Raw genomic sequence first — 22,551 nt, 5'->3', positions numbered from 1 at the left:
ATACGTGATCAGTCCTTTCGACCCTCGAGCAGCAACGGAGCATGCTATGTCTATCGCACTAAACCGGGGTATCAGCCTTCCCCGTCACCTATCCCTGACCCTTCTGGCCAGCCTTATGCCACTGGCCGCCCTCGCGGCCGAGCCTGTTGCCCTCGAGCGGCAGGTCATCACCGCTACGCAGACGTCGCATAGCGAGCTCAGTGCACCGGCCAGCGTATCGGTGGTGACCCGCGAAGAGCTTGAGCAGCGCCCGGTGTACAACCTGGCCGATGCCGTGAAGTACCTGCCCGGTGTGCATCTCAACCCGTCGTCCACCTATGGTCGGCAGGAAATCAAGCTACGCGGCATGGACTCGGACTACACCCTGCTGCTGGTAAACGGTCGCCGCATTAACTCGCGTGATGCGCTTTCATCGAACTATGCCAACGACTTCGATTTGTCGTCGATCCCGATGGCGGCAATCGAGCGCATCGAAGTGATTCGCGGCCCGATGTCATCGTTGTACGGTGCTGATGCGCTGGGCGGCGTGGTCAACGTGATCCTGCGTCAGCCCACCGAAGAGACCAAGGCCGGCATCGCCTACACCTACGAACACCCCTCCGAGGGCGAATCTGGCGACAGCCATAAAGCCAGCGGGTACGTCAGCGGCTCGCTGATCGACAACAAGCTGCTCGGCAATCTCATTCTTGAAACAACCGACCAAGCCGCCTGGCTCAGCGAACAAACGGTCAACCCCAATACCGATGCAGCCGAACAGCGCCAGGCCACCAGCGTATACGGCTCCCTCAGCTGGTTGCTGGACGAACGTCAGACGGTTGACCTGGATATCACCCACCGCAAGGATGACCGCGAAGCCGAGTGGAACAACTTCGGTGCAGTCGTTCAAAACATCCAGGAGATGGAACGCTGGAGCTTTGGCCTCGGCCATACCGGCAACTGGGACGGCTTCAATACGCGAGTGCGGTATTACTACGAAAACGTCGAGCTGATGGACGACTCGCAGATCATGACCAACCTGCGAGGCATGAAAGGCGACATCGAGCAGAAGAACCACACCGTCGACGGCCAAGTGACCGCATTTCTCGGCAGCCACCTGCTCACCCTCGGCAGTGAGTTCCGCCGTACCGAGCTGACGCACAACCAGAACCTGGGCAGCGAAACCGAGGTTGATCAGAAGGCCGTCTACTTGCAAGACGAGTTTTCTATCGGTGATCTGGATGTGACCCTGGGTGGGCGCCTGGATGACCACGACAGTTTCGGCAGCGAATTCAGCCCACGCGCCTATGGCGTGTACAACCTCACCGACAACTGGGTGATCAAAGGCGGTGTGGGTCGCTCGTTCAAGGCGCCAAGCATCTATCAGTCTGATGACACCTATGGCGTCTTGGCCTGCCGCGGCATGTGTACGCTGGTCGGCAACCCGAACCTCAAACCCGAGACGGCCACCAGCTATGAGATCGGTACGCTCTACCAGAACGAGCGCTTTGAAGCCGGCATCATGCTGTTCAACAACGATATCGACGACATGATCATCACCGACACCTGGCGTGTCGGCTACCGACCTGCCGTGATGACCTATAGCAACGTCAGCCAGGCGCGTGTTCAGGGCTATGAATTGCAGGGCCGCTACAACCTGAGCGACACCATGGGGCTGCGGGCGAACTACACCTATTCGGATGCGGAAGACCGTGACACTGACGAACAGCTGCGCAACAGCCCGCAGCATGTCGCCAACATCGGCTTCGACTGGCAGGCCATGCCCGCGCTCGGGCTGAACCTGGATTACCAGTACACCGGTAGCCAACTCCTCTACGTCTCTGCGGCCCAGCCTAACGTTGAGAGCGGTGCGTTCCATCAGCTGAATCTCGGTGCGAGGTATCAGGCCACCCGCGAGCTTTCCCTCAAAGCCGGCATGAACAACCTGACCAACGAGAAGCGCGACGATGTTGCCCAGTCGGTCGACAACATCCTCATGGGCCGCACGGTGTTCGTTGGCTTCAGTTACGACATCTAACCCCCGCTACACCCCGGCAGCTCGCTGCCGGGTTCAGGAATCTGCTTAAAACCAATGACACGAACTGACGCGACTTTCCCCGGCTACCAGCAAGCTGTCCTCGTTATGGGTGGCGCGCTTTTGATGAGTTTGCTGGTGATCTCGATGAGCACCGGCGCCGGAGTCTACGGCGCGGTGGACGTGCTGCACTTTCTGCTCGGAGACCAACTCGCCGTCGCGGATGAAAAGCTCGCCATGGTCGTAGAAACATTGCGTTTGCCACGTACGTTAGCCGCGATTGTCGTAGGCGGAAGTCTTGCCATTGCCGCCTCGCTGTTGCAAAGCGCGACACGTAACCCGTTGGCCGAACCCGGCTTGCTCGGCGTAAATGCCGGCGCCGTACTGGGTCTGGTCATCGGCCTCATTTTCTACGGCGTCGAATCGACACGGGGCTACCTGCTCTGGTCCGGTGCCGGTGCCCTGCTGGGCAATCTCGTGGTACTCGGCATCGGCCTCATGCTGGGCCAGGCCAGCCCTCTGAAACTCATTTTGGCTGGCGTCGCGCTGGCTGCGATATTCGGCGGCCTTTCGAATTTCATGCTGCTGTCGACGCGCGTGGCGCTGGAGCAGTTTCGGTTCTGGAATCTGGGTTCCCTTTCAGCGACCCGGCTAGATGCGGTGCAGACTGTCGCGCCCGTCGCGTTAATGGGGCTGGCGCTTGCCGGGCTGCTGTGCCGACAACTGACCCTGATGCAAATGGGTGACAGCCAGGCCCGGGCCCTGGGCATCGACACCACCTGGGTACGGCTGGGTGTCCTTGTCGCCTCGACCTTGCTGACGGCATGCGCGATATCGCTTGCCGGGCCCGTCGGCTTTGTAGGCTTTCTCGCCGCGTACTGCGCCCGACTGATCGAACCGGTTGCCCTGCTCCGACAGCTGCTGTTTTCCACCCTGTTCGGCATGTTGTTTCTGCTGGCGGCGGACATCCTGGCCCGCTGGCTGTTTCAACCCTTCGAGCTACCGGTCGGGACCTTGCTGGCCGCACTCGGCGCGCCGGCGCTGATCACTATCGTCCTGCGCGGCGGTTTCCGCTCCCTGCTGGCGGTGAGGTAAGCATGCAATCAATTACTCCCAGCGGCGTGTGGGCCCTGCGCATCGGCGGCCTGAGCCTTTTGCTGCATCGTCGCAACTGGCTGATGTGCGGCCTACTGACCCTGTTGCTTGCCGTACTGGCTACGCTGGCGATCAGTCTGGGCTCAGGCAAGATGGGCCTACAAGATGTGATCGTCACCCTGCTCGGCAATGGCAGCAAGCTGCACGAGATCATGGTGTTCAAGATACGTATGCCGCGGGTGGCAGCCGCCATCGTTGCCGGCCTCGCCATGGGCATGGCGGGCTGCCTGATACAGACACTGGTGCGCAATCGTCTGGCGACACCCGACATGATCGGTGTGAACGAAGGCGCCTCCCTGGCAATAGTTGGTTTTTCACTGTACCTGACGCTTGGCAGCTGGCCCTGGTGGGCTTCACCGCTGGGCGCGGTGCTGGCCGCTATGGCGTTGTTCACCCTCTGTCGGCGCCCCGGTGAGCAGGGCTATCTGTTCATTGTCATCGGGATCGCGTTGTCGGAGCTGCTCGGCGCGATCGGTGACTTCGCCATGTCCACTCAACCGCTGGTGCATCTGGGCAGTCTCTATCTCTGGACCATGGGTCACTTCGCCGGCGTCAGCTACCAGACCGTCAACCCAATCGCCACCGTGCTGCTCGCGCTGTGTCCGCTAATGGCTTTGGTCCATCGCCCACTGGCCTTGCTGCGTTTTGGGGACGCCACTGCGCAGAACCTCGGCATCCGCGTGCCGCTCGTGCAGCTCGGTGTATTGGGCCTGGCCATTCTGGTGGCGTCGCTGGGCACCGCGATTGGCGGGCCCGTGGTGTTTATCGCCATGGCCGCACCCATTCTGGCGTCATGGCTGGCGCGCGATAACCTGGCCCCGCTCTGGCTATCGGCCCTTTGCGGAGCGGTCCTGCTGTTGGGCAGTGACACCCTGGTGCGGGTACTGGCGCAGCCGGAAGAAATCCCCACCGGGATCATGACCCGGCTACTTGGCGGCATCCTGCTGCTGGCATTGCTGATCAAGGACAGACGAGGGGCTGACTGATGACGGTACTGAGCGTCGAACACCTTCATTTCTCCTATCAGGACAAGGTGGTTCTGGACGACCTCACCTTCTCGCTGCCCAAAGGCCGGCTGATTGGCATCGTCGGGCCCAACGGCAGCGGTAAATCGACGCTGCTCAAGCTATTGGCGCGTCAGCTGCCGCTGCAACGCGGCGAAATCCAGGTGCACGGGCAGTCCCTGTCTCGTTACTCGATGAAGCGCCTGGCCCGCCAACTGGCGTTTCTCCCCCAACGCCCGGTGATGGCCGAGGGCATTCGTGTCGAGCAGTTGGTGCAGTACGGCCGACATCCGCATCAAGGCTGGTTCAACCAGTGGAGCGATGAGGATGCGCACCAAGTCGCCCGCGCACGTACCGCCATGCAGCTCGACACCATCTGGCATCGCCAGGCGTCTTCGCTTTCCGGCGGCCAGGCGCAGCGAGCATGGCTGGCCATGATTCTGGCGCAGAACACCGATCTCATTCTGCTCGACGAGCCCACCAGCGCACTGGATATCGGCCACCAGGCCGAAGTCATGGAGGCGGTGTACCGGATCGCAGCCGAAGGCCGCACGGTGCTGATCGTCATCCATGACCTGGGCATTGCCGCGCGCTATTGCGACGACCTGATTGCCCTTGCCGATGGGCAGATTCAGGCCATGGGGCCAGCCCGTGAGGTGATGACGAAGGCGCTGGTGGACCGCCTTTATCAGACCGAGGTGGACATTGTGCCGGCGCCGGGTGACGGCGCTCCGGTGATCGTTCCTCGTCGCCGCTCGCTCGCAGCGCCCGCGCCTGGGACCCCTGCACCATCAATCACCCGCACCCCAGCGGTGCTCGAACCCGCTCAACAGGACACGACCCCATGATCAAACGAATCCCCTGGCACTTCGCCGTCGCACTTTTAGCAGGCTTGATGTCCCTTAATGCGCAAGCCGCCACCCGTCAGGTGGAAGATGCACTGGGCAATACCGTTACCGTGCCAGCCACACCCGAGCGCGTTGTCACGCTTAACGAGATCGATCTGGATACGGCACTGACGCTGGGCGTAACGCCGATTGGCACCGTAAACGGTCGCGGCCAGGCTGCACCGCCGCGCTACCTGGAAGGCAAGGTGCCATCCAGCATCAGGGTCGTCGGAGACCTGGACAACCCCAACCTGGAAACGCTTCTGGAGCTGGAGCCGGACCTGATCCTCACCGGGCCAGTCAAGCCGGAGCAGTTGGCGATCCTCAACGAAATCGCGCCCACGGTCGTGACTTTCAAGTGGGCGGAACCTTGGCGAGTCAGCATGCAGCGAACGGCGCACGTGCTGAACAAGGATGCCGAAGCCAAGGCTTTTCTGGACCGCTACCAAGTGCGGGTAGCCGAAGCGCGTGAACGTCTGAAGGCTCATCAAGGCGAGACGTTCAGCATTGTTCGCTGGAACCCGAAGGGGCCGTCCTACATGTTCAAGGACGCTTTTTCCAGCACCGTGGTGGAGGATGTCGGCTTGGTCCGCCCAGCTCACCAGCAGGACTCCGGCCATACGCATTCCATGGCGCTCAGCCTTGAGTCGCTTGAACTGCTGGATGCGGACTGGCTGGTGATCGGCACACTGGCTACCAGCGGAGAAGCCGTGGAGGCGCTCCACCAGGCGGAGCAAACGCCAGCGTTCCGTCAGCTGTCCGCGATCCAGGCCAAGCGTTTCGCCGCCGTTGATGGATCGTTGTGGACCTCCCTGGGTGGGCCGATGGCCGCTCTGCAGGTGATCGAAGATGTAGAGTCCATCGTCGGCAAAACAGACGCCGAGCCAGTCGCAAAGAACTGACGTAGATACACCCCGTGGCCGCTTGGCCACGGGGTAGAGCTTACCAATCAGGCAGGTTCGGGCAGACGCTTGCGGTCGATCTTGCCGCTCGGTGTTTTCGGCAATGATTCCAACAGGACGATGCGACTCGGAATCATGTAGTGCGGCAGGCTCAGGTGCAGTGCTCGGCGAATCTGAACCCGACCGGGCGCACCTTCGGCATGTGTCTCCACATAACCGACCAGGCACGCCTCGTCCCCTTCACCCAGCAACCGCACCGCAGCCTCCTGCACGCCATCGATGCGCCGCAGATTGGCTTCGATTTCGCCCAGTTCGATTCGAAAGCCGCGCAGCTTGATCTGATCGTCACGACGTCCAAGGTACTGGAATTCATCGTCGCCGATGCGGCGAACCCGGTCCCCGGTACGGTACAGACGACGCCCTTGCCTCCTGATGAAGGCCTGCTCATTCAGGTCGCGGCGTTGCCAATAACCCTGTGCCAGCGATACCCCTTCGATGCACAGTTCACCCTCGCCGCCCGGCCCGACGTCGTTGCCATTCTCGTCGAGCACCCAGTGACGATAGCCGTCGAGTGACTGCCTGAGCCGCACGCTGTGGTCGGCCAATGGCTGTTCGACCTGCGCCATCATTGACCAGACGGTCGCCTCGGTGGGGCCGTAGCAGTTCCAGAGCTGCCCCGCTGATTCGCTGAGTTGTGCCGCCAGCGAGGCGTCCAGGGCTTCACCACCGCAGAGCGCGACCAGCCCTTTATGCCCTCGCCACCCTGCTTTGAGCAGCATCCGCCAGAGCGCGGGTGTCGCCTGTAGGGTGTTCAGGTCCGGCCGGCTATCGAGCAATTGCAACAGCGCTACCGGGTCCTTGTGAGCGGGTGCGCAGACCACTTCGACATAGCCACCCACCCACAACGGCCCCAGCATCTCAAGCAGCGAAATATCGAACGCCGGCGTGGTGGTAAACAACCAGCGTGTCTCGCAGCCAGCCCCGACGCGGCGGGTCGCGGCGTCGAGAAAGTTGCGTAGCGCCGCCCGGCCGATCACGACCCCCTTGGGTTTTCCGGTCGAGCCGGACGTGAACATCATGTATGCCGGTAGCTCGTCGTCGAGATCTGGCTGCTCCGGCATCTCGGCCACGCCGGGCCTCAGGCGCAGCGAAGGGGCTAACGAGTGCGACGACTGCTCATCCTGCACGACACACCGCAGGCGGGCGTCATCGACGATCCCCTGTAGCCGGTCAACGGGAAACTCAGGCTCCAGGGGCACAAAGCACAGCCCGTCATGCAGGCAGGCAAGCAGCGCAGCGATCAAATCCGGCCCTCGGGCGAGGTGCAGTCCAACGCGATCACCGGCCGTCACGCCCGTCTCGCGCATTTGCAACACGATGGCCGCGACCCGGGATTGCAGCTCGGCATAATTGAAGCTGACGCCGAGGCATCCTAGCGCTGGACGTCCGGCGTGACGGACAAAGACGTGGGCGAGGTGCGGATTGAGCATCGTCATAGCGGCTCTCCTCCCAGTGCCGCCAGGCTGTGCAGATTCGCGCGCAGCAACGCCAGCATGCGGGCGCCCAGGTCTGCACGCAAACTGCCGATCTGCCTTAAGGTCAGTAGGCCGTCAAATACGCCACCGTGCAGGCTGACCAGTTCAGCAGACAGATTGCCTGCGCCGCTCGGGTTACCCGGAGGCAGTGGCAATGCCTGCCACGCCCCCGTTCCGCGGTGGTAATTGCCGAGGTAATTGAGCGCGACGGTGGGCAACGGAAGGCGCTCACGAAGCGCCGGATTGCTGCGCAGCGGCAAATAACCAACGCCGTTGTCCGGCACCCGGCGCAACTGGTCGGCGGTATGCTGGACCAGCGCGGGCCAGTCCGCGTGGTTATGCACCTTGACCGGGAACATGCTGGTGAACCAACCCACCGTGCGGCTGACATCCAGCCCGGCATCAATCGGTTCACGACCGTGGCCCTCCAGCATGATGCAGTGCTGCTCGCCGAGCCCCAGCTCCATGAGCGTGCGGGTCAGCGCAGCCAGCAGTAAGGTCCGCACGTCCACGCTCAAGCGCTGGGTCGTGTTCTGCGTCAGACGACGGGTAGTGGCTTCGTCCAGCTGCAACAGCTGAGGTTCGGATCGCTCGCTGGAGCACCAGTCGAGTGGAAACGGACTTTCCCCACTCGCTTCGCCCATGGCTCCCACCTGCTCTAGCCAGTATGGCAACTGCGTTTCGGCACGCTGAGCATAGGCAACAAGCCCCTCGCCCCATTGCCGATAGCTGCTGGTCTTGTCCGGCAAAGCATCGCCGCGGGCCAGTCGCTGCAGGTCTTCAATCAGGATGCGCCAAGACACCGCATCGATGACCAGATGGTGAAAGGCGATAAACAGCCCTCGCTGACCCTTTGCCAAGTTGTCGATAACGGCCCACGCCAGCGTTCGAGAGCTCGCTGCATCAAAGTGAGATTGCAGCTCGGTTAACGCATGCTGTAATCCCGTCTCGCCCAGCGCCGCCGCGTCCAGCCATGCAGGCTCGGGCAACGGCAAAAATTCTCGGTAGCACTGGCCCGACGGCATGACGATCAACCGCAGCGCATCGTGTTGGGCCAGCAATTGGCGCATGTAATCCATCAGTTGCGGCAGGCTTACGTCCGTCGGCAGAGACAGCACAACGCCCTGATTCCAGTGCTGGGGTTGAGCAAAAGGCTGCTCGAAGAACCAGTGCTGTATCGGCTGCAGGGGGAAATCGCCGGTCAGCAGCCCCTGCTCCGCGCGGAGCATTGGCATCTCGCGAGGTCTTTCCAGCACACGGCACAGCCGACGCACGGTTTTGGCCTCGAACACCTCTTTGACGCTGCAGGGATAACCGGCCTCGCGCAAACGTGTAGCCAGCTGAATACTCAAGATCGAATCGCCGCCCAACTGGAAGAAATCGCTTTCAACGCCCAGCGGCTGCTCCAGCACACCCTGCCAGATCTCCAGCACCTGTCGCTCCAGATCGCCCGCGGGCGGCACCCGCTGTTCGGCGTCGGCCAGCTCAACCGCGGGCAGCTGCCGTTGATCCAGTTTGCCGTTCGCGGTAAGCGGCATCCTGTCGAGGACGATCAGATGCTGCGGCACCATGTATTCAGGCAATCGATGCGCAGCTGCCTGCAAGACCGCGCCTGCCTCGGGTATCGCTTCGCCAGCGGTGACCGTGGCGTAGGCGATCAGCGCCTGACGCGTGCCCTGGCGGGAGACGATGACCTTGATTTCCTGCAGGGCGGCGCAGCTGGCATGCAGCTGTGCTTCGATTTCACCCGGTTCGATGCGATAGCCGCGCAGTTTGATCTGCGCATCCAGGCGCCCCAGGTACTCGTACTCACCGTTGGCCAACAACCGGGCGCGGTCCCCGGTGTGGTACAGCCGCAGCTTCACCCCAGCGATGTGATGCTCACGAAACGCCTCAGCTGTGCGCTCCGGCAGGTTGAGATAACCCCGCGCCAACCCCAGCCCCGCCAGACAAAGCTCACCGGGAACGCCCACTGGGCACACAGCACCATGCCGATCCAGAATCACAGCCTGCATGCCCTCGATAGGCTGTCCGATGGTCAGACGACCACCCGGCGCAAGGGTTTTCGTCAGCGCCGTAACGGTGGCTTCTGTCGGCCCATACATGTTGATCAAACGGAACTGAGCGCCCCAGCGCTGCGCTATTGAGGGTGGGCAAGCCTCGCCTCCAAACCCGACCGCTTTCATGGCTGGTAACGCGCGCGCCGGCAAAGTCGCGAGCAGCGCTGTGGGAAAGATCATCTGGGTGGTTTTGGTACGCTCGATCTCGTCCAGCAGGCCTTCGCCGGGGTCCGCCCAGAGCAGACACGCACCGTGCACCAACGGCACCAGCGCACACATGTTGCCCGCATCGAACGACAACGACATGCAGTCCAGCATGCGATCCCCCGGCGCGACATCGAGCCGGCGACCGTGATCGAGCAACAGATTGACCAGCGAGCCATGCTCGATCATCACGCCTTTCGGCAGCCCGGTCGAACCCGAGGTGTAAATCACCTGAGCCAGCTCTCTGGGGTCATGCTTGAGGGGCGGTGCGGTTGGCAACTGCGCATCCAGCTGTACCTGGATGTTTGGGCTGGCCAGATCCACCCAACGCCGGTTCGGCTCCAGCTCGAACGGTGCTGCGCCCTGCCCGATGACGAGCTGCAGGTTGGCGTCCCGCATGATGTGGCTGAGGCGCGGCTGAGGGTAGCTCGGGTCCAGAGGAACATACGCCGCACCGATTTTCCAGCAGGCGAGCAACGCGATCGCAAAGGCGTTTTCGCGCCGCGCAAACACACCGATCAGATCACCCGGTTCACTGCCCTGAGCCAGTAACCAATTGGCCAGCCGACTGGATAGGGCATCGAGTTCCGCATAACTGACATAGCCCTCCCCCTGCCGCAGCGCGGGACGGGTTGAATGTAGCCGAGTCATGTCGCCGAACAGCGAAAGCGCGGTCAGCCTTTCGGGATAGCTCGCGGGCAGAGCCGACAGGCGCCCGGCGGTCTGCTCCAGCAACAGCGGCTCGTGCATCGGCAGTTGCCAGATGTCCTGATTCGGTTCCTCGACCACAGCCTCCAACAGGTTCAGCAGCCGGCTCGCATAACCGTCGACACTGCTGCGTTCGAACAGCGCTGTCGCATAGAGCCAATCGACCCGCACCGAATCCATCAGCTCGGTGACCTTGACCGAAATGTCGGTCTTGGCAGGCAAGACCGGCGAGGTCTCCTCCACCGCGTCGCAACCGGGGATCAGGTCATTGAAGTCAACCCGCGCCTGATACACCAGCATGATCTGAAAGATCGGATTGATTGCTGTGTGGCGGTCCATGCCCAACGCTTCGCTCAGCGCCTCGAACCGATAGAGCTGGTGATCGAACGCCTCGAGATCGTCAGTGCGGCACTGTTGCAAATAGTCGACAAACCTTTGCTGCTCGGGAAGCTGCGTGCGCAACACCAGCGTGTTAACGAAGAAACCTACCAAAGGCTCGATATCCGCCCGCTCGCGGTAGGCCAGCGGCGTGCCTATGACAATGTCGCGCTCACCACAATGGCGTGCCAGCAGCAGCGCAAACAGTGCATGCAAGCCGATGAAGGGTGAGGTGTTGTGTTGCTGACACAGCCCTTTGAAGCGATCCCAGAGCGTATTGTCGATAGTCGAGAACACCACCTCGCCGCCGCTGCCCGGTTGCGCCGGTCGTGGATTATCCAGCGGCAGACTGTGCACATCGGGAATGCCAGCCAGGCGCTCGGCCCAGAATGGTTTGAATTGCGCGTGATAGTCACGGAACAGCGGCGAATTGAACCAGCGAGCGTAGTCGATGTAGGTCAGCGCGGGTTCATCCCACACCACAGGCTCGCGATTCTGGTAGGCCAGATAAGCAGTCTTCAGATCAGCGAACATGTTTTTCACCGACCAGCCATCCGAGATGATGTGGTGCTGGTTGATCATCAGCACGTGCTCACGCTCGCCCAGCACCAGCAGCGTGACCCGTGTCAGTTGTCCGCTTGTGATATCGAAGGGGCGCTCGATCTCTTCGCGTACCCGCTGCGCCACCCGCTCCTCACACGACTGCAGCTCAAGATAGCTGAGGTTTTCCCGCGCCAGATGAAAGCCCGTGTGCGGCAGTATCGCCTGCTCGCCACGCCCTTCCGCATTGCGCTGGAAGCACGTGCGCAAACTGGCGTGACGGGCGATCAGCGCCTCGAACGCGAACGCCAGTGCCGCCACGTCCAGCTCGCCAGTCAGGCGGAAGAACACAGGCATGTTGTACAGGTGCGAATGCTGCTCGTACTGCTCGATGAACCAGAGCCCGCTCTGGGAGGAAGACAGCGGACCTACGCTGAGGTGTTGCGGCTCAATCGGCGCATTGAACGCGCGTTGAGCTCGTAGGCATTCAATGATGGCGTCGCGGTTGTCACGAATCTGCTGCCCGAGCGCGGCGGTCACGGCCTCTTTGCTCGACTGCGAAACCAGCTTCTGCTGATCGTTGAGCGCAAGGTGCACCCCCTGCTGAGCCAAGCGGTTCAGCAGGCCGATTATGTTCTGTTGCATCTGCTACCTCTCGGAATCTCAGGCCGCCAGGGTGGCGCCGCCGTCCACGACGATGTCCTGCAGGGTGATGTGGCTCGCCAGGTCCGAGGCGAGAAACAGCACGGTGCGGGCGACCTCTTCTGGCGTGGCGATCTTGCGTAGCGGAATGCCCAGCTTGTACTGCTCCGGGAAGCCGGCGATGGTCCGCTCACGCGCGTCCTCGCTGTGCCACATGCCACGCTGCATGGCGGTATCGGTGGACCCCGGCGAAACCAGGTTGCAACGCACGCCATGCTCGGCCAGTTCAAGGCCCGCGGTTAAGATCAGGCTGCTCAGGGCTGCCTTGGATGCGCTGTAGGCTGCCATCTGCATGCGCGGAACGTGGTTCGCATTGCTGCTCACTGCCACCACCGCTGCGCAGCCCTGTGCCTTGAAGCGCGGGATCAGTTCGCGCATCAGAAAAAACGGGCCAGACACGTTGACGCGCATCGAATCGTCCCAGTCAGCCAGGCTCAGCGCCTCGATCGTCCCGAGCCGCAAGATGCCTGCGACACTGACGAAGACATCAACCCGCTGTTGCCCGTCCAGCAGCTCGTTGCACGCCAGCCGCACCGCGTCCGCGTCACTGACATCAAGCTGATAGGTCGTGAAGCCGTAGTCACCTTCGGAAAAATTGCGGTCGAAACCAATGACCTGCCCACCCAGCCGCGCAAAGGCTTCAGCCACGGCACGGCCGATCCCCTGTCCGGCACCGGTCACCCAGACGCTGTGCCCGCTGAAATTCATCTGCTCACTCATCTGCGCCGCCCCCTTCACCAGACCATCTCCACGAGTGCTTCACGCTGTTGCAGTCGGCTGTCCAAAAAGCTGCAGAAATCCGCCAGCTGCGGGTGATCGAAGACGTCAGAGACCTTCACTGCAGTGCCGAACTCTGCGCCCAGCCGATTGACGATCTGGATGGTCTGTAACGACTGCCCACCGAGCTCGAAAAAATTGTCGTCCGGCTGAATGCCGCTTACCCCGAGGATCTGCTGCCAGATGGTGCTAACGCGACGCTGCGTCTCGTCGTTCAACACGCGATCGGACGAGTCCTGCACGTAAGCCTGCTGTAAGCGCTTACGGTCGATTTTGTTGCTACCGGTACGGGGCAGGACCGCGAAATGACGGTAATCGGTCGGCACCATGGCCCCTGGCAGTACGGCGCCCAGTGCGCGCTTGATCGCTCGGGCGTCGTCCCAAGGGCCGGCATGAAACGCCACCAACCGACGCACCCCGCCATCGAGCTCCAGGCCCAGCACGCAGGCTTCGTCGATGCCCGGCAGTGCCAGCATCCGCGCTTCGACCTCACCCGGCTGGATGCGATAACCGCTGATCTTGAACTCGTTGTCCAGTCGGCCGAGGTACACCAGCTGGCCGTCGATCAGCTGCACGCGGTCACCGGTGCGGTAGACCCGCATCGTTTCGTCGCCGATGCGCAAATGGGCAAAGGCCGGCGAGTCGCTGTTGAGGTAGCCGTTGGCCAACTGTGGGCCAAAGAGCACCAGCTCACCTTCAGATCCCGGACGATTTCCTCGCGCCAGAACCAGCGCTTCGACGCCGGCCAGTGGCTGCCCAATCGGCAGCCGTTCGCGATGAGGGTCGAGGCATTGCAGATCACCGCTGGTCGCCACTACCGTGGTCTCGGTCGGGCCGTAGGTGTTGATCAAACGAAGGTCGCGCCGTCCGACGCGTTGCCAGGCCTGCAGCTGCTCGGGATAAACCGCTTCGCCACCGATGATCACCGTCTTGAGCGAGGCTGGAATCTGTACCTGGCCGCTACGCAACGCCACGACCCACTCGTTCCAAAAAGCCGTGGGGAGGTCAACGACGCTGATCGCCAGCTCCTCGAGCCCTTCTACAAAGGAAGACATGGACTGCAACATCGGGTCGCTGCGCAGCACCAATGTCGCCCCGGCCGACAGACTGACAAACACTTCTTCGATGCTTGCATCGAAGTTGAATGGTGCGAATTGCAGGACACGGTCGGCTGAACCGATGCCGTAGCGCTGCCGAGCCGCATGAGCAAAATGCACCAATGCGCGATGGCTGACTTCAACGCCCTTTGGCGCACCTGTCGAGCCGGAGGTAAACATCACATAACAACCCGCATCGTCACTGCGCGGGCCATATATCCGGTTGGCCGAGGTCAGCAACCCTATCAGTTGAATCGGGCCTGAATGGATGTCCGCCAACCGATGCCGATAAGCCGCCTCTGTGATGACCAGCGCCAGGTCTGCCGTCTCGCAGATCAGCCTTTGCCGATCGGCGGGCTGCTCCGGGTCCAACGGCACATACACCGCACCGGCGAGCAAGACTCCCAGCTGGGCAAGGATCGCCTGGGGCGACCGGCTCAGCATCACACCGACGCGCTGGCCCGGCCCAATTCCCTCATTGACCAGCGCAGCAGCAACCATTTCGGCGCGCGCCTGCAGCTCGCCATAACTGAGCCTCTGTTCTTGCTGAACCAGCGCGATGTGCCGAGGCTGAGTCTGTGCCTGTAACCGTATGGCCTCCAGGACATTGGTCGGTAGCGCGTGGGTGGCACTGCCTGGACTTTTGAGCACCTGCCAAGCTCGGCGAACGGCAAACAGTTCTTCAAGCAGCACAGCCCGTGGCTGCTGAGGCTCAGCCAACCAGCATTCGAGCAGGTCGAACAATTCTTGTTGCAGGCTGCGCACCTGATCAAGGCTGTAACAGCCCGGGTTGGCGTCGTAGTCGAGCACCGGCATACCGTCGGCGCCGATCTGCACTTCCAGCGTCAGGTCCTCAACCGGGCCGGCGCTGAGGTTTAACGTTCGCGCCGGGCAGTCGCCATATGCCAGTGGACGATCAAAGGGCATGATGTTGATCAGAGGGCCAAACAGGCGCTGCTCTCCACCAACACGACCGAGGTCCCGACGCAGCGATTCGTAGCGGTAATGCTGATGTTTGCGGCTGCTGCGTCGCAGCTTGCCTAGGGCCTTGGCACTGACGATCAGATCGGCATCGTCTGGCAGGTCCACGCACAAAGGCGCGATATTCATCTGCATGCACGGGACATTGAAGGATGCCGAGCCGACGCGGTTCATGACCATCAGGCCGAGTACCTGCGAGCGCACCTCGCTCACCTGCCTGAGATGAGCACTGATGCCAGCCAGAAGAAGGTCCGGCCAGCTCACGCCGTGAGCGTCGGCAACCTGGTTGAGCGCCTGCCACAGGGGCTCGGTAAACGGCGCACCGTGACGAATGAAAGTGGCTGAAATGGGCGCACTGCGTTCGCTGAAACTGGCTGGTTCCGGCATTCGCGACAAGGCCTCGAGCCAGTAACCGCGCGCTGCCGCGGTGCGGCCCTGAGCGTCCCGCTCGGCGTCTTCCTTGAGCACATCTTCATAGCGGCCAAACCCATTGCGCGGCGGTGGGTCACCGTTCAGTGCAGCACCGTAAAGCTCGGCGATGCGCTGATACAGCAGGTTGGTGCCATAGCCATCCAGGGCAATGTGGTGCACACAGCTGTAGAGAAAATCGCGCCCTTCGGCCTGCAGCAACACGAACCGGCACGGCAGTTCGCTTTCGAGATCGATCGGTTCGCGTATGTCGCGCATGGCCCAGTCACGGACCCACTCTTCTCCCCCTTCTGCCGCCGGAACCTGGACCTGTCGCACATCCACAGGCAGGTTGCAGGGGTTGAAGAATGCCGTGTCTTTCTCGGCCACGAGCACACCGGATAGGGCCTCGCATTCCCGTACCGCCTGTTGCACCGCAGTAATCAGCGTCGCCGCGTGGATTTTGCCGTCGAACGCAATGCACTCCGCAGTATTGAACATGGCCCTGTCCTCGTTGAGCAGGTAGCCAGACCAAAGCCCTTGCTGGGCAGTCCCGAGCGCTCTCATCGGGCACCTCCGTGATCGCTGATCAGGGCCCACCAGCCGTTCAATGTCGGGGTCTTGGCAAGGTCGGTGAAGCTCAGCTCAAGGCCTTGTTCGCGCCATTCGCTTAGCAACGTCATGATCTGAATCGAATCCAGCCCGTAGTCGAGCAGGTTCTCGTCCGGGTCGAATGGCTCGTCCATTTCGTCGAGCATCGACAGCAGCCGGGCTTCCAGCCCTGCCCGGCTTGGCAATGACAGGCTTGCGACGCCCAGTTCGAGCACTTCTCGGCAAGTCACAACCTTGCCGCATCGCGTCGCCACATAGTCCAGAGCCATCTGGTGTTCGGCCGCCCCGAAATCAGCGATGCCGTCCGCCAGCACGAACGGTTGAATGTCTCGCATGAACGCATCACACGCGGTCATGAGGCAGCCGATATGGCCGTAGATGCCGCCAATAATGAGCTGATCGCGACCGAGCTCGGTCATCATGTGTTCAAGCGGTGAGCGCTGGAACGCGCTGTAGCGCCATTTCACCAGCACCGTGTCGTCCTCAGCAGGCGCCAGCCCGGAAACGATGGCCTGCCGCTCGGGGTATCCAGTGATGCCCGGCCCCCACATGTCGTTGAGCAGCGCCCTGTCCGCAGCGGCTTGCTCGCCCGGTTGGGCGGTGTAGACGATCGGAATGCCCAGTGCCTTGCAGCGCTGTCGAACCTGCGCCAGACGGGAAACCAGTTGGTCGATAAAGGCGCTGTCCTGGCCCCAAAAATCACAGAAGTACGCTTGCATGTCGTGAACCAGCAGCACCGCGCGATTCGGCTCGAGCGACCACTGCACATTGTTCGCACGCCATTCACTGGGCAGGTGGTATGGCGTCAGCGTGGGAATTGCCATGAAACGAATCCTTATTCGGTAACGGTCAGTTGTTCAGCGATGCGGCGGCGCAGGAGGTTCTTATCCACCTTGCCGACGGCGGTCAGCGGGAGTGCGTCCAGGCGCTCGAATCGGTCGGGCAGCTTGTAGTCAGCAAGGCCGAGGCCCCGCAGAAACTTGCGCAGGACGATGCCCTTGAGCGACGGGTCGTGGGTGACGATGTAGGCGCAGCTCTTCTCGCCCATGGCCTGATCAGGAACGGAGATCAGCGCCACCTGCGCAACGTCGGGATGCGCCATCAGCAGGTTTTCCACCTCTTCGGCGGCGATCTTTTCGCCGCCACGATTGATCTGATCCTTGATCCGGCCGACGACGACGAGATAACCGTCAGGTCGCTGACAGACAAGGTCACCGGAGCGGTAGAACCCGTCAGCGTCGAATGCGATCGCGTTGTGCTCCGGGCTTTGGAAGTAACCGCGAATCGTGTACGGGCCACGGGTCATCAGCGCCCCGACTTCGCCAGCAGCCACTGGACGCTCCTCACGGTCGACGACCTTGATCTCGTCATCCGGGCTCATCGGTTGGCCCTGGGTCAAGTAAACGTGCTCCTCGCTGTCATCCAGCCGGGTGTAGTTGACCAACCCTTCCGCCATACCGAAGACCTGTTGCAATTTGCACCCCAACAGATGAGCTGCTCGCCTGGCCTGTGCCTCCGGCAGCTTGGCGCCACCTACCTGTATCAACTGCAACGAAACAAGATCCTCGGGATGACTGGAGGCGGCCTGTAACCACATGGCCAGAGCAGACGGCACCAGCGCGGTCACGTTGACCTGCTGCTGTGCAATCAAAGGGAAGCAACTGGCGGGACCTGGGTCCGGACTCAGCACGACACGACCACCAGACAGGAACACGCCCAGCGCGCCTGGGGAGCTCAACGGAAAGTTGTGCGCTGCCGGTAGTGCGCAGAGGTAACGGGTGTCTCGGTCGAACTGGCAGATCTCGACGCTGCGGCGGACGCTGTAAAGATAGTCGTCATGGGTGCGCGGGATCAGCTTTGGCGTCCCGGTACTGCCACCGGAAAGCTGGAAGAAAGCCACTTCGCCGGCCGGCGTAGGGCTGAATGATCGCAGTGCCGTCGCTTGCTCGAACCAGCTCTGCAGACGCAGCTCAGGGTGGGGATCATCGTTCAGCAAAACGGTATCCAGCTCGGGAATAAGCTCGGTCAGTTCCTCAACAAACGCATCCTCTGTGAACAGTGAATGGGCCCGACTGGCAATCAGCAGGCGAGGTCGGACCTGCGCGGCATAGGCCACCAGTTCCAGCCGGTTGTGACTGAACAGGGCGTTAACAGGCGCTATGCCGGCTTTCATCAATGCAAAGAACACAACGTACAGCTCTGCCTGATTACTCAGCTGAACCAGCGCGCGGTCGCCCTGCCCCAAGCCGCGATTCGCCAGCCGCTGCGCCAGGTTGGTCGAAGCCCGGTCCAGGTCGGCATAGCTCAGCGAGCTGCGGCCGCCGACGACCGCAACGGTGTCCGGCTGGGTGCTGGCCTGTTCGATGAGCATCTGGCTCAGCGGTTCGCCACGCCAGTAGCCGGCGCGGCGATATCGCTCGGCGAATGCCTCAGGCCAGCGTGTAAACGGAACCAGGCTCATACGGCCTCCCGGTCGAGACCGAACGCCGCGAGCATGGTGCCAAGCTTGGTGCCGGTTTCACGCCATTCCGATTCTGGGCAGGATTCGGAAACCAGCCCAGCTCCGGCAAACAGCCGCACCTTGCGTTCATCGATCACGCCACAGCGAATGACGACAGCCCATTCACCGTTACCTGCCGCGTCACTCCAGCCGACAATGCCGCCAAAAACACCACGCTCAAAGGGTTCGAGCTCTGCGATAAGCTGTTTGGCCGCAGCCGTGGGAAAGCCACAGAGCGCTGGGGTCGGGTGCAGCTGGCACGCCAGCTTGAGGGCTGACATGGGCTCGGCGAGCTCGCCTTCGATCCGCGTCGACAAGTGCCACAGCTTCGCGGTACTCATCAGCGATGGTGCGCTTGGAATGTGCAGCTCCCGACATAGGGGCCGCAATTGGCGCTCCATATCACGGATCACCAAGTGGTGTTCGTGCTGGTCTTTTACGGAATGGAGCAGCGACTGCGCGGCATATGCGTCTTTCTCGGGATCGGCATGACGCCGCGCTGACCCGGCCAGTGGGTTGGTTTCCAGTCGCTGGCCGGTTCTGCGCAATAGCAGCTCGGGGCTGGCGCCGATCAGCACGCTGCCGTCAGGCAGGTCCGCGAAGAAGTGATAAGCCTCGGGATTCTGCTGACGCAACCCCTGAAAGATCGTTGCCGCGCAGGGCGGCTCGTCAAACTCGAGCTGTAACAGGCGGGACAGCACCGCTTTGTCCAGACGTCCTTTGCGTAGCGCGTCCAGCGCTCGGGTAACGGCCTGCTGAAATCCCGCCTGATTGGGCTGCTCAATACACTGACGAGCATTGCCACAGGTAAATCCGCATATTGCGGTGGGCGGTGCCGTCGGAGCGAGATGGCTGATGTGTCGCGGAATGAACAAGCTGGAGGCTTGCTGTTTATCGAACGGAATCACACCGACCAGTACCGGATTGCTCAGCCCGGCTGCCTGGGCTTCTGCGAATCCGCGCTGAACATCGCGCTCCAGCCCTGGGCCGGCCCCCTCCGCTGGCGTGTCTATCACTTTGAAACAACCGCTGGCTTCAATGCCCCCAGTCGGTGAATAAAACCGATACGACGGCGGGAATTTATAACCTTCCCTTGGCCCATCGTAGGCGACGCGAGTCAGTGCGTTCACCACCACCTCCGCAAATACTAATGAGATTGGTTATCATCTGCATGCGGCACGATAGTCAGCTAAACGGAATGCGTCAAATTGTTTCTAACCGGGCTATTGGGTGGCATTGGCCTGCAGGAAGCGGCCCTGTGCGCGCCGCTAGCACATTCGTAGCGGGCGATAAAAAGCGTTGAGCCAACGGCTCACGCAAGCGACGTTAGCCGCGGCAATTTTTACTAAATTTAGATTTATAAATCAGTGGCATACAACAGCTTATTAAGATCATTTATTCGATAAGCCATGACTGCAAGTCAAATCAGCGCATATCCTTACAGCTGACATCAATTATTTATGCTAACTAACTGATTTTAATATAATTAATAAGAATTATATCTACGAAGTCAGGCGCAGGGATCCCGCGTCAGATGACGCTGATCACGCTGTATCTGAGAGTCTGCCCTTCGACCTTGATCTCGGCCTCATCGCCTTCCTCGCAACCCAGCAGTGCCCTGCCGAGCGGCGAACGCGGAGAGATCACCAGCACCTCTTGGCCTTCAACCGTCACACTCAGCCCAGCGCCATCCGGTCCCAGAAACACCCAACGGCAACTGTCAGCGGACTCCAGCGAAACCAACGCGCCCAAAGTGATGGCTTCATTGCGATGCGATCGTACGGGCAGATTTTGGTAGCTTGAGATCGCTGTTTCTATTTCGTGAACGCGCTTCCGTTGCCCATCTGCCAGGTAGGCGGCTTCCAATCCTCGGGTGTCGTACTTGTTCTCCGCTTTGCTTTCGGCGTGCGTCGCCGCCTCGTGTGAGGCCTTCAGTGCATCCTTTGCAACAGCCAGATCGGCCTGCAGCTTGTCGATGACGAGCGTCTGAAGGTGGGTCTTGTTCATGTGGACTCGGTCGGTAGGTCGTTTGGTGTCTAGCATCGCATTGCAGCGATCGGGGAGCCACGGCGTTGTCATGCGGGAGGCGAGACTGACTGGTCAGCCGTTTGGCTGGCCGATCAGCCAGAAGCACGGCACTATCGCCTGGATATTCCGGGCACGCTTGAGATGCCCGTCGTCCAACCACTCGACAGAGATGCCAACCAGGAGCGAATCCGATGACACTGCGCTTAGTGCTAACCTTGGTAGCAATGGCGATTGGCCAAGCGGCTTTTGCCGAAGGCCAGCCTTTGATGGTCAAACTGAACAACATCGAGCACGATCGAGGTAATGTTCGCGTGGCTCTGTTCGACGACCCTAAGACATTCCGCAAAGCGGACCAAGCCTTCGATGCCCGCGAGTTGCCAGCCAAGGCGGGAACCGTCACGGTGGTATTCGAAGATGTACCAGCCGGTCAGTATGCGGTCATGGCCTACCACGACGAAAACGCTAACGGCGAGCTGGACTTAAGGTTTGGCATGTTTCCCACCGAAGGTTATGGCTTGTCCAACAACCCAAAAGTGATGGGCCCGCCAGCATTCGAGGATAGCCGGTTCGATATGCAAGGCGACAAGCCACGCGAGATCGACATCGACGTCCATTACTGAAGTTGAAAACGAGCCAATCAGCGTGTGAATAATCAATCCACTGCCCCTGAATCTCGTATCAGGTGTTCCATGCTGCGTGCGGAGCGCTTCTGGCGTACTCAGACGACAGCCGAGCTACCAATGGTCGGGTGGGCAATGAACCGGAGCCAAAATTTCGATGTCCAGACAAAAGCGTCTGGATTAGGCAACCAAGTGATTTGTCGCCCCGCACGGGATATTTTTGAAAAAGAGGAAATTTGCCGCAGGCGACAGGGCAAGACGCTGCTTATACTGACCACCCATTCCAATCTGGAGCCACACCCGTGAATAAAGCCGAGTTGATTGAAGCGATCGCCGCCTCCGCCGATGTACCGAAGAGCACCGCCACTCGCGTGCTGGATGCCTTCACCGAAAGCGTGACCAACACCCTGCAGAACGGCGACAGCGTGACGCTGGTCGGCTTTGGCACCTTTGCTGTCAAAGAGCGCGCAGCCCGTGACGGCCGCAATCCGCAGACAGGTGCAACAATCAAGATCTCCGCAGCAAAGCTGCCAGGCTTCAAGCCAGGCAAGTCGCTGAAGGACGCAGTGAACTAAGTCACTGCATCCAGGAAACCGGGCCGCTGACGTCCTCGCGGACGCAGCGCTTGCTCGGACCTCCCCCAGCTCTATTCCCGCCTGAATCCAACGCGTCGCTCCGACCCAAGACCGCGCCTGACGAACTCCTCATTCGTAGAAACGCAATAAGTCGGCAGAATCGACCCCCTTCCTGAACGCTGATACCCAAACCACTATGAAGCGACCCTGACCGGCTCAACTAACGTTCCGGCTAACGCGTACGCGCACTTTGCCGCGATCAAACGCTCTCCGTTCGCCTCCCTTACGAAAGCATGATCTCGGGCCGGATATGACCAGGTGCAGCCACAATCTGGCGACGCAGATCACCACCACGCCAGAGCGGGCTCGGCGTGCTTGATGGTGCAGTGAAGCGCGCACTTATTGGGATACGTCCGAACAATGGATATTACTGCTGGCGAAGTTCGACTTTCCCAGGCCTCACCTGAGCCGCTGCGCATTCCATATCAATGCTTCGAAAGGAAGCACGCGACGCGCGCAGCGCACCATTAAGGCGCGCCAGAGTTGCCCGCCTGCTTGGCAATGACCGAAACTAGGCGGATCTGCGCTTGGCACCGCTCTTGCAAAACCTCTTCTGCCAGGAAGCTGCGGCTCAGGGACGAGACAAATTTAGAAATAGCCGACTAGGGTTCCGGCTCGCGTTGCGAGTGGCTGGTCCGAGAGTTGGCGACCTCCAGTGAGGTTACACGGCGGGATAAAAGCCCGGGAGACGGCGTTCGACACGCAGCTCCTTTGCCATGCCCACTCACTGGAGGCCTCTATATGCCACCGTTCGGATTCGACAAAACGACCGGCCCGCGGCAACACCCCCGAACCAAGAGGGGGTAC

15 protein-coding genes and 1 riboswitch are annotated in these 22,551 nt (G+C 61.2%); of the genes, 7 read left to right on the top strand and 8 right to left on the bottom strand.

Annotation, left to right across the window (positions count from 1 at the left end; translation table 11 throughout):
• Positions 1-46: 46 nt before the first annotated feature.
• From AAGW23_RS09845 to AAGW23_RS09825, 5 genes are read left to right on the top strand one after another with little or no spacing between them, the layout of a single operon-like run.
• Complete coding sequence (locus AAGW23_RS09845; RefSeq protein WP_342406301.1) at positions 47-2,014, top strand: TonB-dependent receptor domain-containing protein; 1,968 nt, start codon at positions 47-49, stop codon at positions 2,012-2,014.
• A gap of 54 nt (positions 2,015-2,068) precedes the next feature.
• Complete coding sequence (locus AAGW23_RS09840) at positions 2,069-3,106, top strand: iron ABC transporter permease (RefSeq protein ID WP_342406300.1); 1,038 nt, start codon at positions 2,069-2,071, stop codon at positions 3,104-3,106.
• A gap of 2 nt (positions 3,107-3,108) precedes the next feature.
• Entirely contained in the window at positions 3,109-4,152 is a 1,044-nt protein-coding gene (locus AAGW23_RS09835) for an iron ABC transporter permease (RefSeq protein ID WP_342406299.1), read from the top strand.
• Complete coding sequence (locus tag AAGW23_RS09830; protein WP_342406298.1) at positions 4,152-5,018, top strand: ABC transporter ATP-binding protein; 867 nt, start codon at positions 4,152-4,154, stop codon at positions 5,016-5,018. Before AAGW23_RS09835 ends, AAGW23_RS09830 begins: the two co-directional genes overlap by 1 nt.
• Entirely contained in the window at positions 5,015-5,959 is a 945-nt protein-coding gene (locus tag AAGW23_RS09825) for an ABC transporter substrate-binding protein (RefSeq protein ID WP_342406296.1), read from the top strand. The genes AAGW23_RS09830 and AAGW23_RS09825 overlap by 4 nt, the downstream gene beginning before the upstream one ends.
• Before the next feature lie 47 nt (positions 5,960-6,006).
• On the opposite strand, the gene AAGW23_RS09820 is transcribed toward AAGW23_RS09825, so the two are convergent.
• From AAGW23_RS09820 to AAGW23_RS09785, 8 genes are all read right to left on the bottom strand, one after another.
• Entirely contained in the window at positions 6,007-7,455 is a 1,449-nt protein-coding gene (locus tag AAGW23_RS09820) for an amino acid adenylation domain-containing protein (RefSeq protein ID WP_342406295.1), read from the bottom strand.
• The gene (locus AAGW23_RS09815) at positions 7,452-12,029 is read right to left on the bottom strand and encodes an amino acid adenylation domain-containing protein (RefSeq protein ID WP_342406293.1); all 4,578 of its coding nucleotides are present in this window, start codon (positions 12,027-12,029) and stop codon (positions 7,452-7,454) included. Before AAGW23_RS09815 ends, AAGW23_RS09820 begins: the two co-directional genes overlap by 4 nt.
• Positions 12,030-12,047: 18 nt before the next feature.
• Positions 12,048-12,806 (bottom strand): 2,3-dihydro-2,3-dihydroxybenzoate dehydrogenase, encoded by a 759-nt coding sequence (gene dhbA / locus AAGW23_RS09810; protein WP_425540822.1) that lies wholly within the window; start codon positions 12,804-12,806, stop codon positions 12,048-12,050.
• Positions 12,807-12,820: 14 nt separating this feature from the next.
• Positions 12,821-15,916 (bottom strand): amino acid adenylation domain-containing protein, encoded by a 3,096-nt coding sequence (locus tag AAGW23_RS09805; protein WP_342406292.1) that lies wholly within the window; start codon positions 15,914-15,916, stop codon positions 12,821-12,823.
• Positions 15,913-16,785, bottom strand: a complete 873-nt coding sequence (locus AAGW23_RS09800) for an isochorismatase family protein (protein ID WP_342406290.1) — start codon at positions 16,783-16,785, stop codon at positions 15,913-15,915. The genes AAGW23_RS09805 and AAGW23_RS09800 overlap by 4 nt, the downstream gene beginning before the upstream one ends.
• Positions 16,786-16,796: 11 nt before the next feature.
• Positions 16,797-18,422, bottom strand: coding sequence for a (2,3-dihydroxybenzoyl)adenylate synthase (locus AAGW23_RS09795; RefSeq protein ID WP_342406289.1), 1,626 nt, complete (start codon positions 18,420-18,422; stop codon positions 16,797-16,799).
• Positions 18,419-19,591 (bottom strand): isochorismate synthase, encoded by a 1,173-nt coding sequence (locus tag AAGW23_RS09790; protein ID WP_342406288.1) that lies wholly within the window; start codon positions 19,589-19,591, stop codon positions 18,419-18,421. The genes AAGW23_RS09795 and AAGW23_RS09790 overlap by 4 nt, the downstream gene beginning before the upstream one ends.
• Positions 19,592-19,991: 400 nt before the next feature.
• Complete coding sequence (locus tag AAGW23_RS09785; protein ID WP_342406287.1) at positions 19,992-20,468, bottom strand: GreA/GreB family elongation factor; 477 nt, start codon at positions 20,466-20,468, stop codon at positions 19,992-19,994.
• Positions 20,469-20,680: 212 nt separating this feature from the next.
• On the opposite strand from AAGW23_RS09785, the gene AAGW23_RS09780 reads away from it, so the two are divergent.
• Both AAGW23_RS09780 and AAGW23_RS09775 read left to right on the top strand, forming a co-directional pair.
• Complete coding sequence (locus AAGW23_RS09780) at positions 20,681-21,109, top strand: DUF2141 domain-containing protein (protein WP_342406286.1); 429 nt, start codon at positions 20,681-20,683, stop codon at positions 21,107-21,109.
• 302 nt (positions 21,110-21,411) lie between these two features.
• On the top strand, positions 21,412-21,684 hold the full coding sequence (locus AAGW23_RS09775; RefSeq protein WP_019339665.1) for an HU family DNA-binding protein: 273 nt from the start codon (positions 21,412-21,414) through the stop codon (positions 21,682-21,684).
• Between the two features lie 651 nt (positions 21,685-22,335).
• Positions 22,336-22,434: riboswitch (guanidine-I (ykkC/yxkD leader) on the top strand.
• Positions 22,435-22,551 lie beyond the last annotated feature (117 nt).

Origin of the sequence: Stutzerimonas chloritidismutans, from assembly GCF_038562055.1 — a bacterium.
GTDB classification, from domain to species: domain Bacteria; phylum Pseudomonadota; class Gammaproteobacteria; order Pseudomonadales; family Pseudomonadaceae; genus Stutzerimonas; species Stutzerimonas chloritidismutans_A.
The sequence above is the reverse complement of the archived record's forward strand: the minus strand, read 5'-3'. Positions and strand labels throughout refer to the sequence as shown.